This window comes from Clostridium sp. KLE 1755 (genome assembly GCF_000466465.2).
GTDB lineage: Bacteria > Bacillota > Clostridia > Lachnospirales > Lachnospiraceae > Eisenbergiella > Eisenbergiella porci.
This window is the reverse complement of record NZ_KE992693.1, coordinates 18084-38757: the sequence shown is the minus strand read 5'-3', so window position 1 is coordinate 38757 and position 20674 is coordinate 18084. Positions and strand designations below refer to the sequence as shown.

Sequence of the window (20674 nt, the reverse complement as noted above, 5' to 3'; positions counted from 1 at the left end):
TTTGTGTGCAAAATCAAACATTGGACCGGGGGAAAATTCTCCGGCCCGTTTAACGTCACAGGATACAGCAATGCAGAAAGGAAAACAGAAATGAAATTATATTTTGCCCCCATGGAAGGAATTACAGGCTACATATACAGGAATGCCTACCACAGTATATTCCATCCCATGGACAAGTATTTTACACCCTTTATTGCGCCGAAGCAGGACAAGACCCTGAATTCCAAAGAACGGAATGATATTCTGCCGGAGCACAATCAGGGGATGTATGTAGTTCCGCAGATTTTGACCAACAGAGCGGAGGATTTTATCCGCACGGCCAGAAAGCTTGCCGAATATGGCTACCGGGAGGTGAACCTGAATCTGGGCTGCCCTTCGGGAACCGTGGTGTCCAAGAAAAAAGGGGCAGGCTTTCTGGGGGAGAGGGAAGCATTGGAACGGTTCCTTGCGGAAGTATTTGAAGCTCTGGATATGCAGATATCCCTGAAAACCAGGCTGGGGCTGGAGGAAGCTGAGGAATTCGGCCCTTTACTGGAAATCTTCAATAAATTTCGGCTAAAGGAGCTGATTATCCATCCCAGGGTACAGACGGATTATTATAAAAATAAGCCTAACTGGGAGGCCTTTGGGAAAGCGCAGGAATTAAGCCGGAATCCGGTCGTTTATAATGGGGACATTTTTACCACAGAGGATTACCTACGTTTTACCTCTGCCTTTCCGCAGACTGAAACGGTAATGCTGGGCAGGGGAATCCTGGCAAATCCCGGCCTGCCGGGAGAACTGGCGGGAGAGGAGCGTCCAGGAAAGCAGGAAATAAAGCGTTTCCTTGAACAGCTGGAACAGGATTACAGAGAGGTGCTCTCCGGCGAACGGGATGTACTCTTCCGGATGAAGGAATTATGGTACTATCTGGGCTGCCTGTTTTCCAACTCTGAAAAATATGTAAAAAAGATCAGGAAAGCGCAACGTCTGTGCGATTATGAGGAGGCCGTCCGCAGTCTGTTCCGGGAACAGGAGATAGCAGAGAACGCCGGCTTCAGGCCTATGGGATAATTTCATGGCGGATAAGAAAAAAACGGAGCTTCAGCTTTCGAAAAAGCAGGGTAACAGTTCAGGCAGGCAAAAGAAATGAAAAATGACTTGCTTTCCTTGTACAGGAATGTTACAATAATATGGCTTTACTGCTTTAAAGCGTGTTCGCAATAAAGCGCATAAAAACAGCGAAGCAAAACCCAAGATAAATCATCTAAAGGAGACAGAAATTATGGGGGGAAACACAGTTATTGTAACAATTTGTGTGGTGTATTTCCTGGTCATGATCGGAACGGGAATCTATGCATCCAGAAAAAATAAGAAGGCCTCGGATTTCCTGGTGGCAGGACGGAAGCTGAATGCGCCGATGACGGCAATCACCCTTGCGGCAGTTCAAATCGGCGTGGGAATCGTGCTCAGCAGCGCGACCAATGGCTACAACGAAGGCGTATGGCCCGGAATCTATTACTCTATAGGCTGCGGCGGCGGACTGATTCTGGCAGGGCTTCTTACCGCAAGAAAGCTGCGTCAGGAGGAAGGCTATGTACCGCTTGACTATTTTGCCAGGCGCTACGGCGACAGCAAAGGCATCCGTTTCTGGGCCTGGATCAGCAATGTTCCCAGCCTCCTTGGAATATTCATAGCCCAGCTGCTGGCCTGCGGCGGCATCCTGGCGGGCTTTGGCATTCCCTTCGGCGCAGGTGTTGTAATCACGGCCGTGGTTATTCTGATTTACTGCACCATCGGCGGCATGTGGGGCGTTGTTTTAACCGATGTGATTCAGACAGGAATTATTATTGTGGGTATTCCCATACTGGCCATTGCCACGCTGATTCAGTTTATGCATGCGGGCGGAAGCTTTGCCGATATCTATATGACACCGTTTATTCCTCAGGGAATGGGAACGAAATTCATTTATCTGGTATTGCCTTTCTTCCTTTCCATTTCCGTATCCTATGACGCTTACGCGAGAATCCAGTCAGCGAAGGATGCGAAGACGGCTACGAAGGGATGTATCTGGGGCGGTGTTATCGTCATTGTCATCGGGCTTCTGTGTTCCACCATCGGTGCGGCGTCAACCATACTGTTCCCCGGCGTAACCGACGGTATTTTTACCATTGCCGCAACCGGCGTGCTTCATCCGGTCCTGGCCGGAATTGTAATTGCAGCGATCCTTTCCGCGGCAATGTCCAGCGCAAACTGCGTTATCCTGTCCCTGGGAGCTTCTTTTTCCAGAGACTTCTACAATAAATTCCTCCATCCTGAGGTGGAGAACCTGGACGAGCTTCCGAAGGCCAAGCTTATTTCACGCGCTGCCGTATTCGGCGGAAGCATCGTGGGTATCCTGTTTGCATTTAAAATGACCGACATCCTGGATGCCATGATTATTTTCAATTATCCGTATATGGGAAGTATGCTGGTTCCCCTTCTGGGCGGACTTTTATGGAAGGGCGCTACCAGAAAAGGAGCCTTCGCAGCTGCCATTGCCGGCGGTATTGTGGGTGTGGTTTCCTTCTTTATCGGAATTCCCGGACCGCTTTACGGCATCATCAATGTGGACCTGTCCCTGATGATCGCATATCTGGTATCCGCAGCGGCGCTGGTTATTTTCAGCAGCCTGGATAAGGACGGGAAAAAAGTACATGTGTAATACGGCGGGGCAAATGGCTGCACAGCGCACCAAACATGCTCCGTACTGCAAAAATACAGTAACTGCGAGGATTCCGGACAGTTACAGAAAATAATTATTTTGTGAGGAAATATGAGTACATATCAGTGGCCATATAAAAATGAAATCGGGCAGGAGGAGGAGGTTTCCTGCGACGTCCTCGTCCTGGGAGGCGGACTTGCCGGCTGCTATGCGGCAATCGCGGCGGCCCGGAAAGGGAAAAAGGTGATCGTTGTGGAAAAAGGGGCTACCGAGCGCAGCGGCGCGGCCGGCAGCGGCTTTGACCACTGGGAATCCGCCTGTACCAATCCCTGTTCCCGGGTGACTCCCAAGGAAATCGCAGAGGCTTATATTGAAGAGCAGGATTATTACAGCAACGGTATCGCCCACTACATCGAATGCAGGGAGGGCTACGATCGTCTGCTGGATATGGAAAGCTTCGGCGGAAAGGTGCGGGACACGGAGGATGAGTTCAAGGGCGCAGAGTTCAGGGATGAAGAAACCAGGCTCATGTTCGCCTATGATTATAAAAACCGTTTTACGCTCCGTGTGTGGGGAAGTACCTTCAAGCCTGCTTTGTACCGTGAGCTGAAAAAGCTTGGTGTGGCCGTTTATGACAGAACGGAAGCCACAGCCCTGCTGACGGCCGTGGTTAATGGAAAAAAAAGAGGGACAGGCGCGCTGGGCATGAATGTGCGTACCGGTAAATTTATGATTTTCAGGGCAAAGGCCACAATACTCACCATGTCGCGTCCCGCCCGGGTATGGCTTTTTAATCCTGACCTGGTTGGACTGTGCGAATTCCGTCCCACCCAGAGCATCGGCAGCGGCCATGCCATGGGATACCGGGCCGGGATCGAATTTACCATGATGGAAAAGTCGGTGAAGGGCGAGTTTTCAGCGGCCGGCCGGAGCTTTCCTCCCTATGGCACCGGAAATAACCACAATACCTGGTACGCGGCCACCATGGTGGATGCCAGAGGCGTGGAAATCCCTTATGTGGACCGGGATGGCAAGGAGCTGAAAACCGTATCAGAGCGTTATTATCCTGCGCCCGGGCAGAAATTCTTCCTCAAGGGCGGCGTAATTGACGAAGCGAAATATGAATACAGAGGACCGGAAACCCTGCCCTTTGACGAACTGATAAAACGCGGCTACCAGCTTCCTTTTTATGCGGATTTGAGCCGGATGCCTGAAATGGAACGCAAGGTTATCTGGGGCATGATGGTAGGCGAAGAGGGAAAAACCAAGATCCCGATTCTGGAAAACTATACAAAACGCGGCTTTGACCCGGAAAAGCATATGCTGCAGAGCTACGGAAACGGCTGGCAGTCCGCGGCTTTTCTGGCTCAGGAACGGCAGCTGTTCGGCGCGCCCGGCGGCATCATGCATGACTGGGATCTGAAAACGAATATTGACGGGATCTATGCTGCCGGGGATCAGCTTTTTGCCTCGGACTGCTGTGGTTTTGCTGCCGCAACCGGATATTATGCGGGCAGAAAGGCTGCGGATTCCATAGAAGATGTGGAACTGGCAGTTCCAGACAGGCAGCAAATTGAAGCGGAAAAAACACGCCTGTATGCGCCGCTTTATGTGGAGGACGGCATGGACTGGAGGGAGCTGAATATGGCGGTTTCAAAGGCCATGCAGAACTACTGCGGCGGAATAAAATGCAGCGCTCTCCTGGAGGAGGGGCTGGCCCTCTTAAACAGCTATGAGAAGGAAGCGGTTCCCCTGGTAAAGGCGGATAACCCGCATGAGCTGATGCGCGCCCATGAGGTGTTTGATATTTTAGAGGTTGCAAAAATGATTCTGCAGGCATGTCTGTTCCGGGAATCCAGTTCAAAGCCTCTGTGCTTTGAACGAAGCGATTATCCGCAGATGGACCCGGAAGCCGACAAATGCTTTATCACCATCCGCCAGGAAAACGGAAAAGCCGTGAAGGGAAGAGTGCCGCTTGGATATTTCGGGGATGTGGAAGAGGAATATGAAAAACGGAACCAGGATTATATTGGCAGCAGATTACGGTAGAAGGAGAAGCGAGCATGGAAAAGGAACTGACGGCTTCCGTAGTGCCCTGCAGTGCAAGGCCGCTGAAGTTTGACGAAAGCCTGTGTGTCGGCTGCAACCGCTGCGCCGATGTATGCCAGGTGGATATTATGATACCAAACCCGGTCAGGGGAAAGCACCCTCTTGTTATTTATCCGGGAGAATGTTATTATTGTGGCAGTTGTGTAATGGCCTGCCCGAATAAAGGGGCGATTTCCCTGGAGCATCCGCTGATGAACCAGGCGAAGTTCGTACCGGTGAAATAGGATCGCCTGCGGCGGTCCCTTTTCATTTATCGGGACTTTTTTCAGATATCGGCAGGAAATAGCCGGGAAAGGGGAGAATATATGGAGAAGGAAAAATGTGGGCAGCTGAAAGATTTTTTTCCTTTCTGGGAGAAGCTGACTGCTGCGGAAATGGAAAGTATCTGCCGCAGCGCCGCTGAGATGACGTATTCCAGGGGAAGCTTCATTCACAAGGCTTCGGAGGACTGTGTGGGGGTAATCCTTGTGCAGGCAGGAGCGCTGCGGGTATATATCCAATCAGAGGATGGCAGGGATATCACGCTTTTCCGTATTGAAGAGGGAGAGGCCTGTATTCTTAGTGCATCCTGTTTTATGCAGGAAATCACCTTTGAGATTCTCATTGACGCAGAGGAAGACAGCAGGGTAACTGTCATCCCCACCGCTGTTTTTAAGAAGCTTTCCGATGAAAATATATATGTGGAAAATTTTATTTACAAGCAGACCACAGAACGTTTTTCCGATGTGATGTGGACGATGCAGCAGATCCTGTTCATGAGCTTTGACCGCAGGCTGGCAGTTTTTCTCATCGATGAGTCCGCAAAGACAGGAAAGGATACGCTGACCATGACCCATGACCAGATCGCCAAATATACGGGAAGCGCGCGTGAGGTTGTTTCACGGATGCTTAAATATTTTGAAAATGAGGGTATGGTGGAGCTGGGCCGGGGCAGGGTCCGGCTGAAAGATAAGAAACGGCTGAAGGAACTGGCCAGGCAGTAGCGGCAGGAAGGGTGTGTATGGCAGCAGAATCAATCAGCCGTCAAAACGTATCCTTTCCCGAACGATGAAGGGCGCAGGGGTCCCTGTATGTTATGTGACCTGGTTACGGAAGAAATACACTCCATAAGGTAAGATGAGTCCATCAGCTTACTGTAAAGGAGTGTATTTTTATGAGCAAAACAGTGATTATCGGCGGTGTGGCCGGCGGGGCCACAGCAGCAGCAAGACTGCGCCGCAGGGATGAGGGCATGGAAATCGTGGTTTTGGAGAAGGGCGGTTATATTTCCTTTGCCAACTGCGGGCTGCCCTATTATATAGGAGATGTAATCCGAAGCAGGGAGGCGCTTCTGCTTCAGACGCCGGAAGGAATGAAGAGCAAATTTAATATTGATGTCCGGGTGAAGAATGAGGTAACCGCCATCCGGCCCGAAGAAAATAAGGTAACGGTAAAAAAACTGCTTACGGGAGAAACCTATGAGGAAAGCTATGATCACCTGATTATCGCCACAGGCTCATCCCCGCTGAAGCCCGGTATTCCGGGAATTAACGGAGAACATATCTTTACCCTGTGGAATATCGCCGACACAGATCGGATCAAAGCCTTTGTGCAGGAAAACCATCCCCGAAGCGCAGCGGTAATCGGAGGCGGTTTTATCGGGGTGGAGATGGCTGAAAACCTTCATGCGGCAGGGCTTGCGGTATCCATTATAGAAATGCAGAACCAGGTAATGGCTCCCATGGATTATGAAATGGCCCAACTGCTCCATGAAAATATAGAATTGAACGGCGTGAGGCTGCTGCTTGAGGATGGGGTTAAGAGCTTCGGACAGGAGAACGGGCAGGTGGAAATCCTGCTGTCTGGCGGCAGGAAGGTAAACGCGGATATGGTCATTCTTTCCATCGGCGTACGTCCTAACAGCGCGCTTGCCGCCGATGCCGGCCTGGCGCTGAACGAAAGGGGAGGCATTGTGGTCAACGGCCATCTGCAGACCAGCGTCCCCAACATTTATGCGGTGGGAGATGTGATTGAGGTGACTCAGTTTACTACGGGTAATAAAACCATGATCCCCCTCGCCGGTCCGGCAAACAAGCAGGCCAGAATCTGTGCGGACAACATCGTAGGTGATAAAAAAGTATATGAAGGGACCCTGGGCGCCAGTGTCGCGAAATGCTTTGACCTGACGGCTGCCGCCGTGGGAATCAATGAAAAGACGCTCCTCGCCTCCGGCAAAAAGAAGGGTCGGGATTATGACACAATACTGATTCAGCAGAAATCCCATGCAGGCTATTATCCCGGCGCGGTTCCCATGACGCTGAAACTCATTTTTGATGGGGCGGCAAAGATTTTAGGCGCGCAGATCATCGGTCAGGACGGCGTGGATAAAAGAGTGGATACCATTGCCTCCGTCATGCGTCTGCACGGCACAACAGATGCTTTGGCAGAACTGGAGCTGGCCTATGCGCCGCCCTATTCCTCCGCCAAGGATCCTGTAAATATGGCTGGCTTTGTTGCTGAAAATGTGAGAAACGGGCTGGTTTCCTTCATAGGAGTCCGTGAACTGGAAAAGCTGCAGGCAGATGAGGCTGCGAAGGACACTTACCAGATCCTGGATATCACGGAAAATGTGGAACGCATGGTTTTCGCGCTTCCGGGTTCCGTCCACATTCCCCTGGGAGAGCTGCGCGGCAGGCTGGATGAGCTGGATCGTTCAAAGCTGATTATTCCCTACTGCGCCATCGGCGTGCGTTCCTATAATGCGGCCCGCATCCTGCAGCAGTCCGGCTTTCTGAAGGTACGGGTCCTGGAGGGCGGCAGCGCCTTTTATAAATCCTATCACTACAAAGAATATGCGGGAAGCCTTCCGCAGAAGGAGCCGAAGATGAAAGAGGAAAGCCTTCCGAAAAAGGAGAGAAGCATAAAGATCCTTGACTGCTGCGGCATGCAGTGCCCGGGGCCTATCATGAAGGTAAATGAAGCGCTCAAAGAGATGGAAGAGGGGGAGCAGCTCTGTGTCACAGCGACAGACATGGGCTTTGCCAGGGATGTGCAGGCCTGGTGCAGCAGAACCGGAAACCGGCTGGTAAACGTGGAAAGAGAAAACCGTGAAAATAAGGTTACGATTGAAAAAGGTTGCAAAAATCCCGCGGAGGGAACCGCCGCGTCAGGCTGCGCCTGTCCGTCCGGTTCCGGAACAACGCAGTATCCTGCCGAAAACCAGGGTAAGACCATCATCGTTTTCGACGGTGATCTGGATAAGGTGCTGGCAGCCTTTATTATCGCCAACGGGGCGGCGGCCATGGGCAGGCCGGTTACCATGTTTTTTACCTTCTGGGGACTGAACGCACTGCGTAAGCCGGAAAAGGTAAAGGTGAAAAAACCGTTCCTGGATCGTATGTTCGGAATGATGATGCCAAGGGGCACAGGGAAGCTGAAGCTTTCCAACATGAACATGTGCGGCATGGGAACCAGGCTCATGAAAAAGGTAATGAAGGATAAAAACGTAAGCTCTCTGGAAGAGCTGATGCGCCAGGCCATGGCCCAGGGTGTCCGCCTGGTGGCCTGCACCATGTCCATGGACGTGATGGGCATAACAAAAGAAGAGCTTATAGATGGTGTGGAGTTAGCCGGCGTAGCTTCTTATCTGGGAGATGCAGAAGTCTCCAATGTTAATCTCTTTGTATAAAATTAAGGGAAAGCAGCAAGCTTTCTGGAGAATACAAAACCAGAACCGTCCGGTAAAGTGACTTTGCCGGGCGGTTCTGTCATTAATTTTTACACCTTGATACGCCGTTCAAAAATAAATATGGTCTGAACGATGGCAGCATTGATGGAAACACCCTGAAAGCTTGTAAAAGAACCGCCTGAGTTCCTGCCCACTTCATTTGTAAATACAGAATGCAGACGCCAGCCGTTAAGGGCATAGCTCTCCAGTGTTTTCTGAAGCTTTTCCGAATTAATTTCTCCCGTTATTAAATCGTTTATAACGACAGTTTTATATTCATATTCGGAATTCAGGTATAACAAGTTCCTTTTTTTTATTTCTTCCCTCTGGTTCTCCTTGAGCTGTTGGATACGCAGTTCCTCATTCCTTCTCTCTTCAGCAATCCGTGAGGAATCAACCACCCTTTTCAGGCTGAAATCATAATGGCAGTTGAAGCAGATTTTTACGCTGTCGCCGACCAGTTCGTGACAGTTAGGGCATTCCTTCACATTTTACCTTTCTGCGCAAGGAGCACCTGTCGTTTGGTTTCTGTCTGTATTATAACTGGTATTATGCAAATATACAAATTCTCCATTCGGATGGCAGGCGGTACTGTAATGCTGTGTGCCTATGACGCAATTAAATAGTTTTAATGACGTTTTTCCATCTCATACAGATTCAAGTTGCCGGAAGCCTAAAAGGAATGTATGATAGGCATAGGTATCAATGAAACGAACTGAAAAGCAGGGAGGACGGGCTTATGTGTCAGTTGGGGATGAAGGCAGCGGAGATGATTGATTTGTTTCACCATGCGGAAACAGAACAAAGGGAATTTACTGAAGAGGAAAAAGAAAAGTTTATGGCTGTCCTGGGGGAGCTGCTGGACTGGGAGCGCAGTGTTCTGCTGGTTCCTGATAAAGGAATAATGTGTCCTCTTTATCTGAAATTTGGAGGCAGCATCCCGGATGGATTTCGTACCATGAATGGTTTCCGGCCGAAAACAAAAATTTTTTATCTGAACTATTGTGAACTGGAATTGCTTAGAGCAGCATATCTTCTGCAGCCTGACAATCCCGTCCTGCTTTTTGCATGTGAACAGACAAAGCAGAGAATAAGAAAGAACTGCTACGGACGTTTTTGCCCCACGGGAGAGTGCTTTGAAATTTCAATTTCCGCTCTGCGTTTTGTATCTGTGGTTTTCCCGGAAGAAGCCGGCTGGATTGAAATGTATATTACTAATATAACCGATACTATTTTGTCGGGCGCCAAAAATACGGTATGCCAGACAGAGTTATATTTTTTCCAGACCTTATGGGAAATTCACTCGGAGGATTCGATACGCTGTTTATGCCGGCTGGAAGAACGGATGCGCAAGCTGCCCATGCGTATGTCAAAAAGCCGATCGGAATACCGGAGTATAAACAATACTGTAATAGCAAACTGCCTTCATGCAGTAGAAAGGGTAAAGGAGAAAAAGTAATGGAACAAAGCAAAATAATAATTCAATATATGCCTGAAATTACAGAGGATCAGTTATGGGATTTTTATGTACGCAACGATATATGCGAGGTCGGTTACGGAAAAGAAACCGCGGTAAAGCCATTAAAATTTCCCGCATACATCGTCGGCGCTTTTTATGAGGACAAGCTGGTCGGGCTGATACGCGCCATGTTTGACGGATTATCGGCAGATATCCGGGAATTCTGTCTGGAATGTGAGCTTCAGGGGGATAATCTTAAATATAATAACGGTTCTGTAATTGAACAGGATAAATATGGGATTGCAGGCCGTATGGGGAACCTGCTTACCGAAGAACTCCGGAAACTGGGAAATACTTTTACGGTTGCCTATATTGTGGAAGGGACGGAAGAGGATATCTACCGCTCCATAGGATTGAAGCATAATCAGGGACATGCCGTCTATTACAGGGATGAAAGGCCTTATGTATAAATGGGGAAATATATGACGCGTATTCAAGGCAGTCAGGAAAGCAGTAATTGTGAAGGGACCGGACAGTTTCAGGAAATTTTAAAAACAGTTCCTGAAAATATTAAAAATTCGTTTGGATTCTATCACGGAACGCGATATAATAGGAAAGTCAAAACATTACTATTTTCATAACAAATTATACAAAAGAAACCTATGGAAGGCGGTACCACGAAATGAACCAGCTGCGGAAAATATTGATCGACACCTTTAATCTGAACACGGACTGTGCGTCTCAGGAGGAAATAGCGGACAGAATAAAGAGCGGAGGGCAGCTGAGGGGAACGAACATGTGCATTATGATTTTAGCCATGTTTATCGCTTCCATTGGACTGAATATGAACAGCACCGCTGTTATTATAGGGGCAATGCTGATTTCTCCGCTCATGGGCGGGATTATGAATATAGGTTACGGGATTGCCACCTATGACATGGCATATGTCAGACATGCGTTTATGAAGCTTGCCTTCCAGGTGGTGTTCTGTGTGATGGTATCCACCGTATATTTCATGCTGTCGCCCATAACAGCGCCGTCCAACGAGCTGCTGGCCAGAACCTCGCCTACTATATGGGATGTCCTGATAGCCGTTTTCGGCGGCCTTGCAGGAATTATCGGAACTACAAGGGAAGAGAAGGTAAGCAACGTTATCCCCGGTGTGGCAATTGCCACCGCCCTGATGCCGCCCCTTTGTACAGCGGGCTATGGCATCGCCCGTCATTCCTGGAAGTTTTTCGGCGGGGCCATGTATCTCTTTTTCATCAACTGCTTTTTTATCTGCCTTTCGGCCGTGGTGGTCCTCAAGATCATGCATGTCCATGCAAAGCAGGAAATTTCCGGGAAGGTGCTGCGCAAGCAGAAAATATATGTGATGCTGGTAGGGATTATCACTGTGCTGCCAAGTGTCTATTTAGCCTACCAGATGATCAATACCAGCGCGGTCAACAGCCAGTTTAGCAGCTTTATTTCCAAACAGTTTGATTTTGATGAGACGCAGGTGGTTTCCAAAAGCCTGGATACGCAGAACGGAATCATACGCGTGGCTGTGGTGGGCAAGCGCCTGGACAGCGCCACGCGGGATGCAATCGAACAGTCTCTGGCAGATTACAGCCAGCTAAAGGGCATGAAGCTGTACCTGACACAGACGGAATTTACGGGCGGTATCAGTAAGGAAGAGGTGGAAAACCTGATTAATTCGGAAATTGCGGCAGGAGAGGAAATCCAGCTGGATTATGAGGAAAAAACCAAGGCATTGTCAGAGAAAACAGAGCTGTACTGGCCTGCCTATGCCCAGTTTTCCTTCAGCGCCTCTCTGAAGGAACAGCTGATGGACGAACTCCCCCTTTTCTATCCCCAGATCAAGGACCTGGACTGTGCCGCGCTGGGAGGGCTGGATGAAGAGAAGAAGGTGGTTGTGGAAAAATACCTGCTTATCCTTCAGACAGATACTCCCCTGGATAAGGCGCAGCTTGAAAAAATAGAAGAATGGGCGTCCCGGATTATCGGACAGGAGGTGACAGCTTCCTGGCGGCTGCTTCCGGGAATTTCCGAAAATTCCGTATCAGCTGACAGTATCTCTGAAAACAGCGTGCCGGAAGAAAATAGTGCGGAGAATCCGGATGCAGAGGAAGCGGATGGAATATAAATAAAAAGCGGCAGACAGAGGAAAAAAGGCGGCAGTTCAGTTTTAGAACTGCTGTCGAAATCCGTCTGTCAGTCCCTTTTACAGTAATGAATGAGGAATATGAATGACGGATATGCGGACAATTTTTGATAAGACAACTGCGGACTGGTTTGCGGCTGCGCTGGGAGAACCCACTCAAGTGCAGAAGGAAGCCTGGCCTGCGATTGCAGGAGGAAAGCATACGCTTGTATCAGCTCCCACAGGAACGGGCAAAACGCTTTCCGCCTTTCTTGTGTTCATTGACAGGCTGATGAAGCAGGCGAGAGAGGGGACGCTTCCAAGGAAGTTGCAGCTGATTTACATTTCGCCGTTAAAATCCCTGGCAGGCGATATCAGGGAAAATCTGCGCCGTCCTCTGGACGGTATTTCCGGCGGCGGGACCGATCTGATCGACGTAGCGATCCGTACCGGAGATACGCCCCAGAGGGACAGGCAGCGCATGGTGAAATATCCGCCGCACATTCTGATTACCACGCCGGAATCCCTGTATCTGATGCTCACAAGCAAATCAGGACAGTCTGTGCTTAGCAGCGCCAGGGCCATTATCCTGGATGAGCTTCACGCCATGATTGATACCAAACGCGGAGCGCATCTGATGCTTTCCGTCGCCAGGCTGGATAAAATCTGCGAAGCGCCTCTGCAGCGCATCGGGCTTTCAGCAACCATAGAACCGCTTTCCCTGGCGGCGTCCTATCTGTCGCCTGATCCGGTAACCATTGTATCCCCAGGCATGAAAAAAGAAGTGGAGCTTGTGATAACCAGTCCCTTTGCGGATGCCGCTAAGGGGAAACGCAAGGATCCTGTCTGGGAAGAGCTGGCGGAGCTGGTCTACCGCCATTGTCAGGGAAGCCGCAGCGTCATCGCTTTTGTGGAGGGACGCCGTTATGCGGAAAAACTGGCTTACTATGTGAATCTTCTGGGAGGAGACGGCTTCGCCAGGGTTCATCATGGCAGCCTGTCAAAAGAACAGCGTTTTGAGGTGGAGCAGTCGCTGCGTGACGGAAGCCTGCGCCTTTTGTGCGCCACCTCTTCCATGGAGCTGGGCATTGATGTGGGAGAAATCGACCAGGTGCTTCAGGTCGGCTGCCCGAAAACCATTTCCGGCACCATGCAGCGGCTGGGCCGCGCCGGGCATAACCCGGGGCGGGTGAGCGTGATGTATCTTTTTCCCCGTACAGCGCCTGAGGGCGTTTGGTGCGGCATGACGGCAGAACTGGCCAGGCGGGGCGGGGTGGAGCATGCCAATCCGCCGGAGGGCTGCCTGGATGTGCTGGCGCAGCATCTGGTATCCATGGCGGCTTTCCGCGGTTATGAGGTGGATGAGGTTATGGAAATCCTGCCGCGCGCTTATCCCTTCCGGGAAATAACCAGGGAGGATGTCCACTCTGTTCTTGGCATGCTGGCAGGGGATTTTGAGCATGACAGGGATATTCCGGTCCGCCCGAGGATATTATATGACAGGATTCACGGGCGTGTGGAGGGAGACGGATACAGCCGGATGCTTGCCGTATCCGCCGGAGGTACCATACCGGATAAAGGTCTTTATACAGTACGTACAGGCGATGGAGTCAAGGTGGGGGAGGTAGACGAGGAATTCGTATACGAATCCCAGAAGGGCGACCGTTTTCTGCTGGGCGCTTTTGCATGGAAGATTCAGGATATCAGCCGGGATTCGGTCACCGTTGCCCAGGCGCCTTTGGAGGGAGCCAGAGTGCCGTTCTGGAAAGGAGAGTTAAAAGGAAGGGATCTTCGTACCAGTAAGGCCTTTGGCCGTATTTACCATGAATTGCAGGAGGCCTGTGAGAAAGGAAGCCTGGTTCAGGTGCTGAACAGGCTTGGGTTGGATGATGCGGCCGCTGATCTGTCGGCTGGCTTTATTAAAAGACAGGTCCAGGCAACGGATGGCCTGCCTGACGATAAGACGATTCTTGTGGAGCATTTCCGGGATCAGTCTGGCAACGCGCAGATTATGATACATTCTCTGTTCGGCAAGCGTGTAAATGCGCCGCTTGCGCTGCTTCTGCAGCAGGCTGCCAGGCAGCGGGCCGGCATCAATGTTGGCTGTGTGGAGGAAGAGGATGGCATCCTTCTGTATTCCTACGGAGAGGAGCGGATGCCGGAGGGCCTGCTTTATCAGGTGGATCCGGAAAGTGTGGTTCCTGTTTTGGAAGCCCTTCTTCCGGCAACGCCTATTTTCGGTATTGCTTTCCGTTATAACAGCGGCAGGGCTTTGATGATGGGGGTCAAAAAAAGCGGCAGGCTTCCTCTGTGGATGCAACGTCTCCGCAGTGCGGAAATGCTGGATACGCTGGTAAAGGATACTTCCGGAGGAGTGTCCCTGGAGAAGGCTCATCCGTTGATCCGGGAGACAATGCGGGAATGCCTGACACAGATATGGGATCCGGAGGGAGTGAAGGAGATTCTTCATGACATCCGATCCGGCGCAATCAGCGTACGCGAATTTCATTCGGAAACACCTTCTCCCATGTCACTTCCCCTGCAGTGGGCACAGGAAGCCGCGGTCATGTATGATTATTATCCCACCACCAGAGGAGTCCAGGCTGCGGTGGAGGATGAGCTGAAGCAGGCGCAGATGATTGCCGCCGGGAAAGAGGAACTGGCGGGTGTGCAGCAACGCCGCCATCTTCCGGAGGATGAAAAGCAGCTGCATACCCTGCTGATGACGGAAGGAGATCTTACCGCCAGGGAACTGGAGGTCCCTGTGGAGTGGCTGGAAAGTCTGGCTGCCCAGGGCCGGGCGGCATATCTTGAACCCGGACTGTGGATAGCCATGGAACACAGGGAGGAGTATCTCCTTGCGCTTTCCGTCTGTGAATCAGAGGATGGGGAACTTCTGCCGCTTGCAAAACCGGAAACGGACACAGAGACGGTCCAGGCACGGCTTCACATTGTCAGGCGGCTGCTCAGATACCGGGGAGGGCAGACCGCCTGGCAGACGGCACAGCGTTATTTCTGGACGGAAACAGAAGCCCTGGAAATACTGGACGAGCTTGTCTGCCGGGAAGAGGCCGTGGAAAGTGAAGGTGTGTATTATCACGGAAAGCTGTATGACAGAGCCCGCAGGCAGACTCTGAAAAACAGGCGAAACCAGATACAGACACGGCCAGCCGCCTCCTATGAAGCGCTGCTCCTTTCCAGAATGAGTATTCATGCGCCTTCCGGGGAACAGCTGGAACGGACCTTATCCATATTTGCAGGACACCCTTTCCCTGCGTCATTATGGGAAAGCGTTATTCTGCCGGCGAGAGTGAAGGGCTACAGAGAGTCCCTGCTGGACGCCATTTTAGCTGAAGGCACCTTTTTCTGGCATATGGAGGAAGGCGGTATGCTCCGCTTTGATGATCCGGAAAACACTGACTGGGAAGCAGATCTTTCCCCTAATCTGGAAACGTTATCGGAAAAGGAACAAATCATCTACCAGGCTCTGTTAAAGCGCGGCGCCAGCTTTATGCAGGCGCTGAAGGGTCTGCTGGAAGGGGAATCTCCCCACGGGATTCTGCTCTCCCTTCTGGAAAAGGGACTTGTATATGCAGACAGCTTTGTCCCCGTCAGACAGTGGCTTGACCGGGATAAAATAAAAAAAGCAACCGCAAGGCAGCGGGTGAACGCGCGCGTAATGGCTCTGCAGGCAGGGCGCTGGGACGTGGTAAGGCCTCAGAAGGAAACAAACGGCCAGGAATGGGAGCGCTGCTTTGACCGCAGCATTATTTTGTGCCGGGAAACTGTGGCTTCCTGGAATATGTCCTGGCAGGCGGCGCTTTCCGTCTTGCGTATCCGGGAATATACGGGACAGGTCCGCAGGGGGTATTTTGTGGAAGGTCTTTCCGGGGCACAGTTTATCCGGGAAAAGGATTTTCACAGTACGGTACTGGCCCTGGAAAAACCAGAACAGGAAATAAAATGGCTGAATGCGTCTGATCCGGCGCAGATCTGGGGAAAGGTGCTGACGCATCAGGAGGGGAAAGGCTTTACCTGCATTCCCGGAACCCTGGTTGCCATGAAGGGCGGAAATCCCATTGCGGTCATGGAGCGGCAGGGAAAAACACTCCGCTTTTTCGGCGGATGTCCACCGGAGGAATGCCTTGCGCTCATGCAGCTGTTTGTGGAGGATTTCCGGCAGAAGCGTATTTTTGCCGGATTGAAACGGATTGTTGTGAAGGATTATCCCGCAGAAGTGTCCGGCGCGCTGTCCGGCGCCGGTTTTATCAGAGAAATGCAGGATTACGTCCTGTACCGTTAGTGCAGGAGGAAAGCGGCGGAAATTATGCTGAGCTTACTCGTTTTAATTTTGTTGTTTATTTATATGTATAAAAAAAGAGCCTCCTATAATCCCTACGATGTAAAGTACAGTCATAGCTCTTATTATGACTGCTCCTTTACTAAAAGGGAAACCTGTACGGAGGAGATTCTGGATATTCTCAGGCCTGTGGCCGGATATAAAAGGATTCTGACAGATCTGTGTCTGACGGATGAATTGGGACGGACCGGCGGTGCGGATGTGGTGATGATCCATGAATCAGGTATTTATGTAATTTATTCCGGGAATTTCCCGGGAGTGATCTCCGGCAATCCGGAGGGGCGTTACTGGATACAGTCCTTCCGGGAGGGCTGGTTTCTTTCTTGCCGCAATTATCTGTATAATCCTTTCCTGGAAAATAAGCGGATTCTGGACCGGATGCAGTGGGAGTTTAAAGACATGCCCTGGCTTCCTTATTATTCCATCGCGGTTTTCGGAAAGGCGGGTTTGCTGGCTACGGCCGGATATATGGGAGAAAACCGTTTCGCCCTGCCTGTTTATGGGCTTTCTGCGGCTGTGGCGGATATATTCCGCCATAACAGACGGTTTCTGAAGACTCAGGATATAGACCGCGTGTGCGAACGGCTTGAAAAGCTGTAGGGACTGGATTTCGTTTGTCGAAGAGTTTGAGATTCCAGCTTGCTTTTATTGTTATGTCATGTTATTATGAAACACAAAGATTGCAAAGGAAGGAAAGAAAGATGGTCGGATTTGTTCCTGGTCATACAATTTTAGACAGATTGCCGATATCTATGTGCGGAATTATACATGTTTATTCCGGATCACAGGTGGAGTCTGCCCAAAATTGCATATCAGGAAGTGAGCAACCGAAACCGGAAGCCGCGTTTTGTGCGGCAGGGTAAGTGATTTCTGAACTTGGTTTTCCGTATTTTTTCAGTGCGGGAAGCGGCGATCGAGAAGTTATAGGATGATATCAGGATCCGGGCGGTATTGCTCCCCGGGTCTTTTTTTGTATATCTGAGGATTATATGGATGGATATGGTGAACAGCCGGCAGGACTTTGCATTTTTTTGTGCGGGGCCGCGGAGTGTTTATCGTATACAGAAGGAGAGGCCCTGGCAGGCTGCGGTAAATTATGGCAGCCTGTTGGTGCTTTTTTTATGGCGGCGGAACGTGTGACAGGCGCGTTGGAGCCGGCTCAGGCAGAATGAGGGGAGTGGGCCGGTTCGGGAAGAAGGAGAGTAAAAAATGATAGAGTTATCATGCAGTCAATTGAAAAAGTATTATGGAGCACAGCTGGTGCTTGAAAACATTACCTTTGAGGTGCAGGAGGGTGAGCGGGTGGCCGTAATTGGAAAAAACGGCTGCGGGAAATCCACCATTCTGAAGCTGATTACCAGAGTGGAGGCGCCGGATGAAGGATGTGTATCCATCCGCAAAAATGCAGTGACAGGTTATCTGGAGCAGATGCCTGTTTATGAAGAGAAAATGACGGTAAGGCAGGTGTGCGAGCAGGCTTTTTGCGAGTTAGTAATGCTGCAGGAGCAGATGCAGGCGCTGGAAAGAGCGTTGGAGAATGCTGCAGGTTCCGGGGGCGAAGAGGATATGGATGTTCTTTTGAAAAAATATACCCTTTTGCAGGAAAGGTATGAGGCAGGCGGCGGATATGAAATGGAGGAGCGTTTTGCGCGTATCTGTACGGGGCTTAAGCTGTCCGGCGAATTTCTGGAGGCGGAGTTCAGGACGCTCAGCGGAGGTGAAAAGACGCTGGCCTGCCTGGCAAAGGTCCTTTTGCAGAATCCGGATATCCTGGTGCTTGATGAACCTACGAACCATCTGGATATGTCCATGCTGCAGTGGCTGGAGGAATATTTGAAGAACTATAAAGGGACTGTGCTTATGGTTTCCCACGACAGGTATTTTCTGGATGCCGCGGCTACCAGAATCCTGGAGGTAGAGGACGGGACGGCCGTGGAATATCTGGGGAATTATTCTTATTACCTGGAGGAAAAGGAACGGCGCAGGCAGCGGCAGCTGGATGCTTACAAGGAACAGCAGAAGAAAGTTAAGGCTATGGAAAAGGCAATCAAGGATATGCGTTCCTGGGCCGCGCAGGCTGATAATGAGAGTATGTATAAGCGGGCGGCCTCCATGCAGAAGAGGCTGGATCGGATGGAAAAAGTGGAGCGTCCGAAAAACGAGGGCCCGGGAATGCGGGTAACTTTTGAGGAGGGTGAGCGTTCCGGAAAGGATGTTCTGCTGTTGGAAGGCGTTGCAAAAAGCTTTGGTAATAAAAAGCTTTTTTCCAATCTCGATCTGGAGGTGTATTATCAGGAACATGTGGCTCTGCTTGGAAGAAACGGGTGCGGAAAGACAACGCTGCTCCGTATGATACTGGGTGAGCTTCCGGCAGACGCAGGGAGCATCCGTGTGGGCGCCAGCGCCAGAATCGGCTATCTGCCGCAGCAGGTGCATTTCCCCAGGGAGGATGTGTCCGTATTGGAGGCCTTTCGGGATGGATTGGTTATCGGGGAGGGCAAGGCACGTGAAGAACTGTCCAGATATCTTTTTACCGGTGAAAGTGTTTTTAAAAAGGTGGAAAATCTGTCCGGCGGCGAGAAAAGCCGACTTTATCTGGCCAGGCTGATGCAGACCGGGGTGTATACTCCCGGAGAAAATAGCCAGGGCATCAATTTCCTGATACTGGATGAGCCAACCAACCATCTGGACATTCTTTCCAGAGAAAATCTGGAAACAGCGCTGGAACAATTTAAGGGGACGCTTCTTATTGTATCCCACGACAGGTATTTCCTGAACAAAATGGCCGACAGGATGGTGGAAATCACGCAAACAGGCGCCTGCAGCTATGCCGGCAATTATGAATATTACCGGCAGGAAAAGGCAAAAAGAGCCGCCATGCCAATTGCGCCCGCTCAGGAAACGGAAAAGAAAACGGAAAGGAGGTGGGAAACAAACACTGTCCCGGCTAAACCGGCTGCGACAGGAAGCGGACGGAACCAATACCGCCAGAAGCAGCTGGAGCAGGAAATCAGGATGCTGGAGGAATTAAAAAACACCTGCGAGGCCGATGCGGCAGCGGCAGGAACTGATTATGAGAGGCTGCTGGAGCTGGAAGCTGAGAAAAAAAGACTGGAAAACCAGATTGATGAAAAAATGGAGGAATGGCTGGAATTGACGGAAGGGTAAAAATGAATGATAATAAAAGAGAACGTTTTAATCGTTCCTTTCAGGAAGCGTCCTGAAAAAAGCAGGTAAAAGGAGAATGGAACTATGGAAAAGAATCAAAAAAAGCAGGCAAAACAGGCAGGATGGTTTATGGAAATGCTGGTATTGACAGCAGCGGTAGCCGTTATTTCGGCGGCGGTATATTTTTTCCTGATACCCAGCCATGCTTCGGTGAGCAGTATTTCCGGATTGGCCATAGTGCTTTCCAATTTTGTTCCCTTATCCATATCAGCCATCACAATGATTTTAAATGTGATACTTTTGGTGATTGGTTTCTTTACCTGCGGAAAGACCTTTGGTGTCAAGACGGTCTACACAAGCATTCTTCTGCCCGTATTCTTAGGCATTTTTGAACGGGTACTGCCGGATAACCAGTCAATGACGGGCAGCGCGGAGCTGGATGTAGTCTGCTATATTTTCGTAGTCAGCATCGGGCTGAGTATTTTATTCAACAGAAATGCTTCTTCCGGCGGGCTCGATATTGTGGCTAAAATCATGAATAAGTACCTGCATATGGAATTGGGTAAGGCCATGTCTCTTTCCGGAATGTGCGTGGCGCTTTCCTCCGCCCTGATTTATGACAAAAAGACGGTAATCCTCAGCATCCTGGGAACCTATCTGAATGGCATGATTTTGGATCATTTTATCTTCGGGCAGAATGTAAAGCGGCGGGTCTGCATTATCACAAAAAAAGAAGGACAGCTGAGAGATTTTATTATCAATACCCTGCACAGTGGCGCTACCGTCTATGAGGCAATCGGCGCTTACAATCTGGAAAAGCATAACGAAATCATTACTATTGTAAATAAAAGTGAGTACCAGAAGTTAATGAATTATATTAACCATGAGGACCCTGAGGCATTTATAACGGTTTATACGGTCACAGATATGCGCTACCGGCCGAAGGTTTGGTGATATTGCGACAATAGAACTTAAAACAGCATAAACAGCTTCTGTTCTGGAAAGCGATTGCCAGAATAAAAATGTCAGTGCATATAAGGGGA

At 50.3% G+C, this 20674-nt stretch carries 14 protein-coding genes; 13 read left to right on the top strand and 1 reads right to left on the bottom strand.

Annotation, left to right across the window (positions count from 1 at the left end; genetic code table 11):
• The first annotated feature begins 90 nt into the window (after nucleotides 1–90).
• From HMPREF1548_RS09565 to HMPREF1548_RS09540, 6 genes are all read left to right on the top strand, one after another.
• Nucleotides 91–1053, top strand: a complete 963-nt coding sequence (locus HMPREF1548_RS09565; RefSeq protein WP_035321702.1) for a tRNA dihydrouridine synthase — start codon at nucleotides 91–93, stop codon at nucleotides 1051–1053.
• 211 nt (nucleotides 1054–1264) lie between these two features.
• Nucleotides 1265–2683, top strand: coding sequence for a sodium:solute symporter family protein (locus tag HMPREF1548_RS09560; protein WP_021635816.1), 1419 nt, complete (start codon nucleotides 1265–1267; stop codon nucleotides 2681–2683).
• 111 nt (nucleotides 2684–2794) lie between these two features.
• A complete protein-coding gene (locus tag HMPREF1548_RS09555; RefSeq protein ID WP_021635815.1) occupies nucleotides 2795–4732 on the top strand; it encodes an FAD-dependent oxidoreductase in 1938 nt (645 codons plus the stop codon).
• A 14-nt stretch (nucleotides 4733–4746) separates the two neighbouring features.
• A complete protein-coding gene (locus HMPREF1548_RS09550; protein ID WP_021635814.1) occupies nucleotides 4747–5016 on the top strand; it encodes a 4Fe-4S dicluster domain-containing protein in 270 nt (89 codons plus the stop codon).
• Between the two features lie 81 nt (nucleotides 5017–5097).
• Complete coding sequence (locus HMPREF1548_RS09545) at nucleotides 5098–5775, top strand: Crp/Fnr family transcriptional regulator (protein WP_021635813.1); 678 nt, start codon at nucleotides 5098–5100, stop codon at nucleotides 5773–5775.
• 170 nt (nucleotides 5776–5945) lie between these two features.
• A complete protein-coding gene (locus tag HMPREF1548_RS09540) occupies nucleotides 5946–8459 on the top strand; it encodes an FAD-dependent oxidoreductase (RefSeq protein ID WP_021635812.1) in 2514 nt (837 codons plus the stop codon).
• A gap of 89 nt (nucleotides 8460–8548) precedes the next feature.
• Here the strand turns inward: HMPREF1548_RS09540 and HMPREF1548_RS09535 are convergent, their stop codons facing one another.
• Complete coding sequence (locus tag HMPREF1548_RS09535; protein WP_021635811.1) at nucleotides 8549–8986, bottom strand: DUF4177 domain-containing protein; 438 nt, start codon at nucleotides 8984–8986, stop codon at nucleotides 8549–8551.
• 251 nt (nucleotides 8987–9237) lie between these two features.
• Between HMPREF1548_RS09535 and HMPREF1548_RS09530 the strand changes: the two genes are divergently transcribed.
• The 7 genes from HMPREF1548_RS09530 (at nucleotide 9238) to HMPREF1548_RS09495 (ending at nucleotide 20585) form a co-directional block, all read left to right on the top strand.
• A complete protein-coding gene (locus tag HMPREF1548_RS09530; protein WP_021635810.1) occupies nucleotides 9238–9957 on the top strand; it encodes a hypothetical protein in 720 nt (239 codons plus the stop codon).
• Nucleotides 9957–10427 carry a hypothetical protein gene (locus HMPREF1548_RS09525; protein ID WP_021635809.1) on the top strand — a complete coding sequence of 157 codons (471 nt, stop codon included), beginning with the start codon at nucleotides 9957–9959 and terminating at the stop codon, nucleotides 10425–10427. Before HMPREF1548_RS09530 ends, HMPREF1548_RS09525 begins: the two co-directional genes overlap by 1 nt.
• A gap of 212 nt (nucleotides 10428–10639) precedes the next feature.
• The gene (locus tag HMPREF1548_RS09520; RefSeq protein WP_021635807.1) at nucleotides 10640–12106 is read left to right on the top strand and encodes a DUF389 domain-containing protein; all 1467 of its coding nucleotides are present in this window, start codon (nucleotides 10640–10642) and stop codon (nucleotides 12104–12106) included.
• Between the two features lie 103 nt (nucleotides 12107–12209).
• Nucleotides 12210–16406 (top strand): DEAD/DEAH box helicase, encoded by a 4197-nt coding sequence (locus tag HMPREF1548_RS09515; RefSeq protein WP_021635806.1) that lies wholly within the window; start codon nucleotides 12210–12212, stop codon nucleotides 16404–16406.
• Nucleotides 16407–16430: 24 nt separating this feature from the next.
• The gene (locus HMPREF1548_RS09510; RefSeq protein WP_021635805.1) at nucleotides 16431–17063 is read left to right on the top strand and encodes a nuclease-related domain-containing protein; all 633 of its coding nucleotides are present in this window, start codon (nucleotides 16431–16433) and stop codon (nucleotides 17061–17063) included.
• Nucleotides 17064–17672: 609 nt separating this feature from the next.
• The gene (abc-f, locus tag HMPREF1548_RS09500; protein WP_021635802.1) at nucleotides 17673–19631 is read left to right on the top strand and encodes a ribosomal protection-like ABC-F family protein; all 1959 of its coding nucleotides are present in this window, start codon (nucleotides 17673–17675) and stop codon (nucleotides 19629–19631) included.
• Between the two features lie 84 nt (nucleotides 19632–19715).
• Nucleotides 19716–20585 carry a YitT family protein gene (locus HMPREF1548_RS09495; RefSeq protein WP_021635801.1) on the top strand — a complete coding sequence of 290 codons (870 nt, stop codon included), beginning with the start codon at nucleotides 19716–19718 and terminating at the stop codon, nucleotides 20583–20585.
• Nucleotides 20586–20674 lie beyond the last annotated feature (89 nt).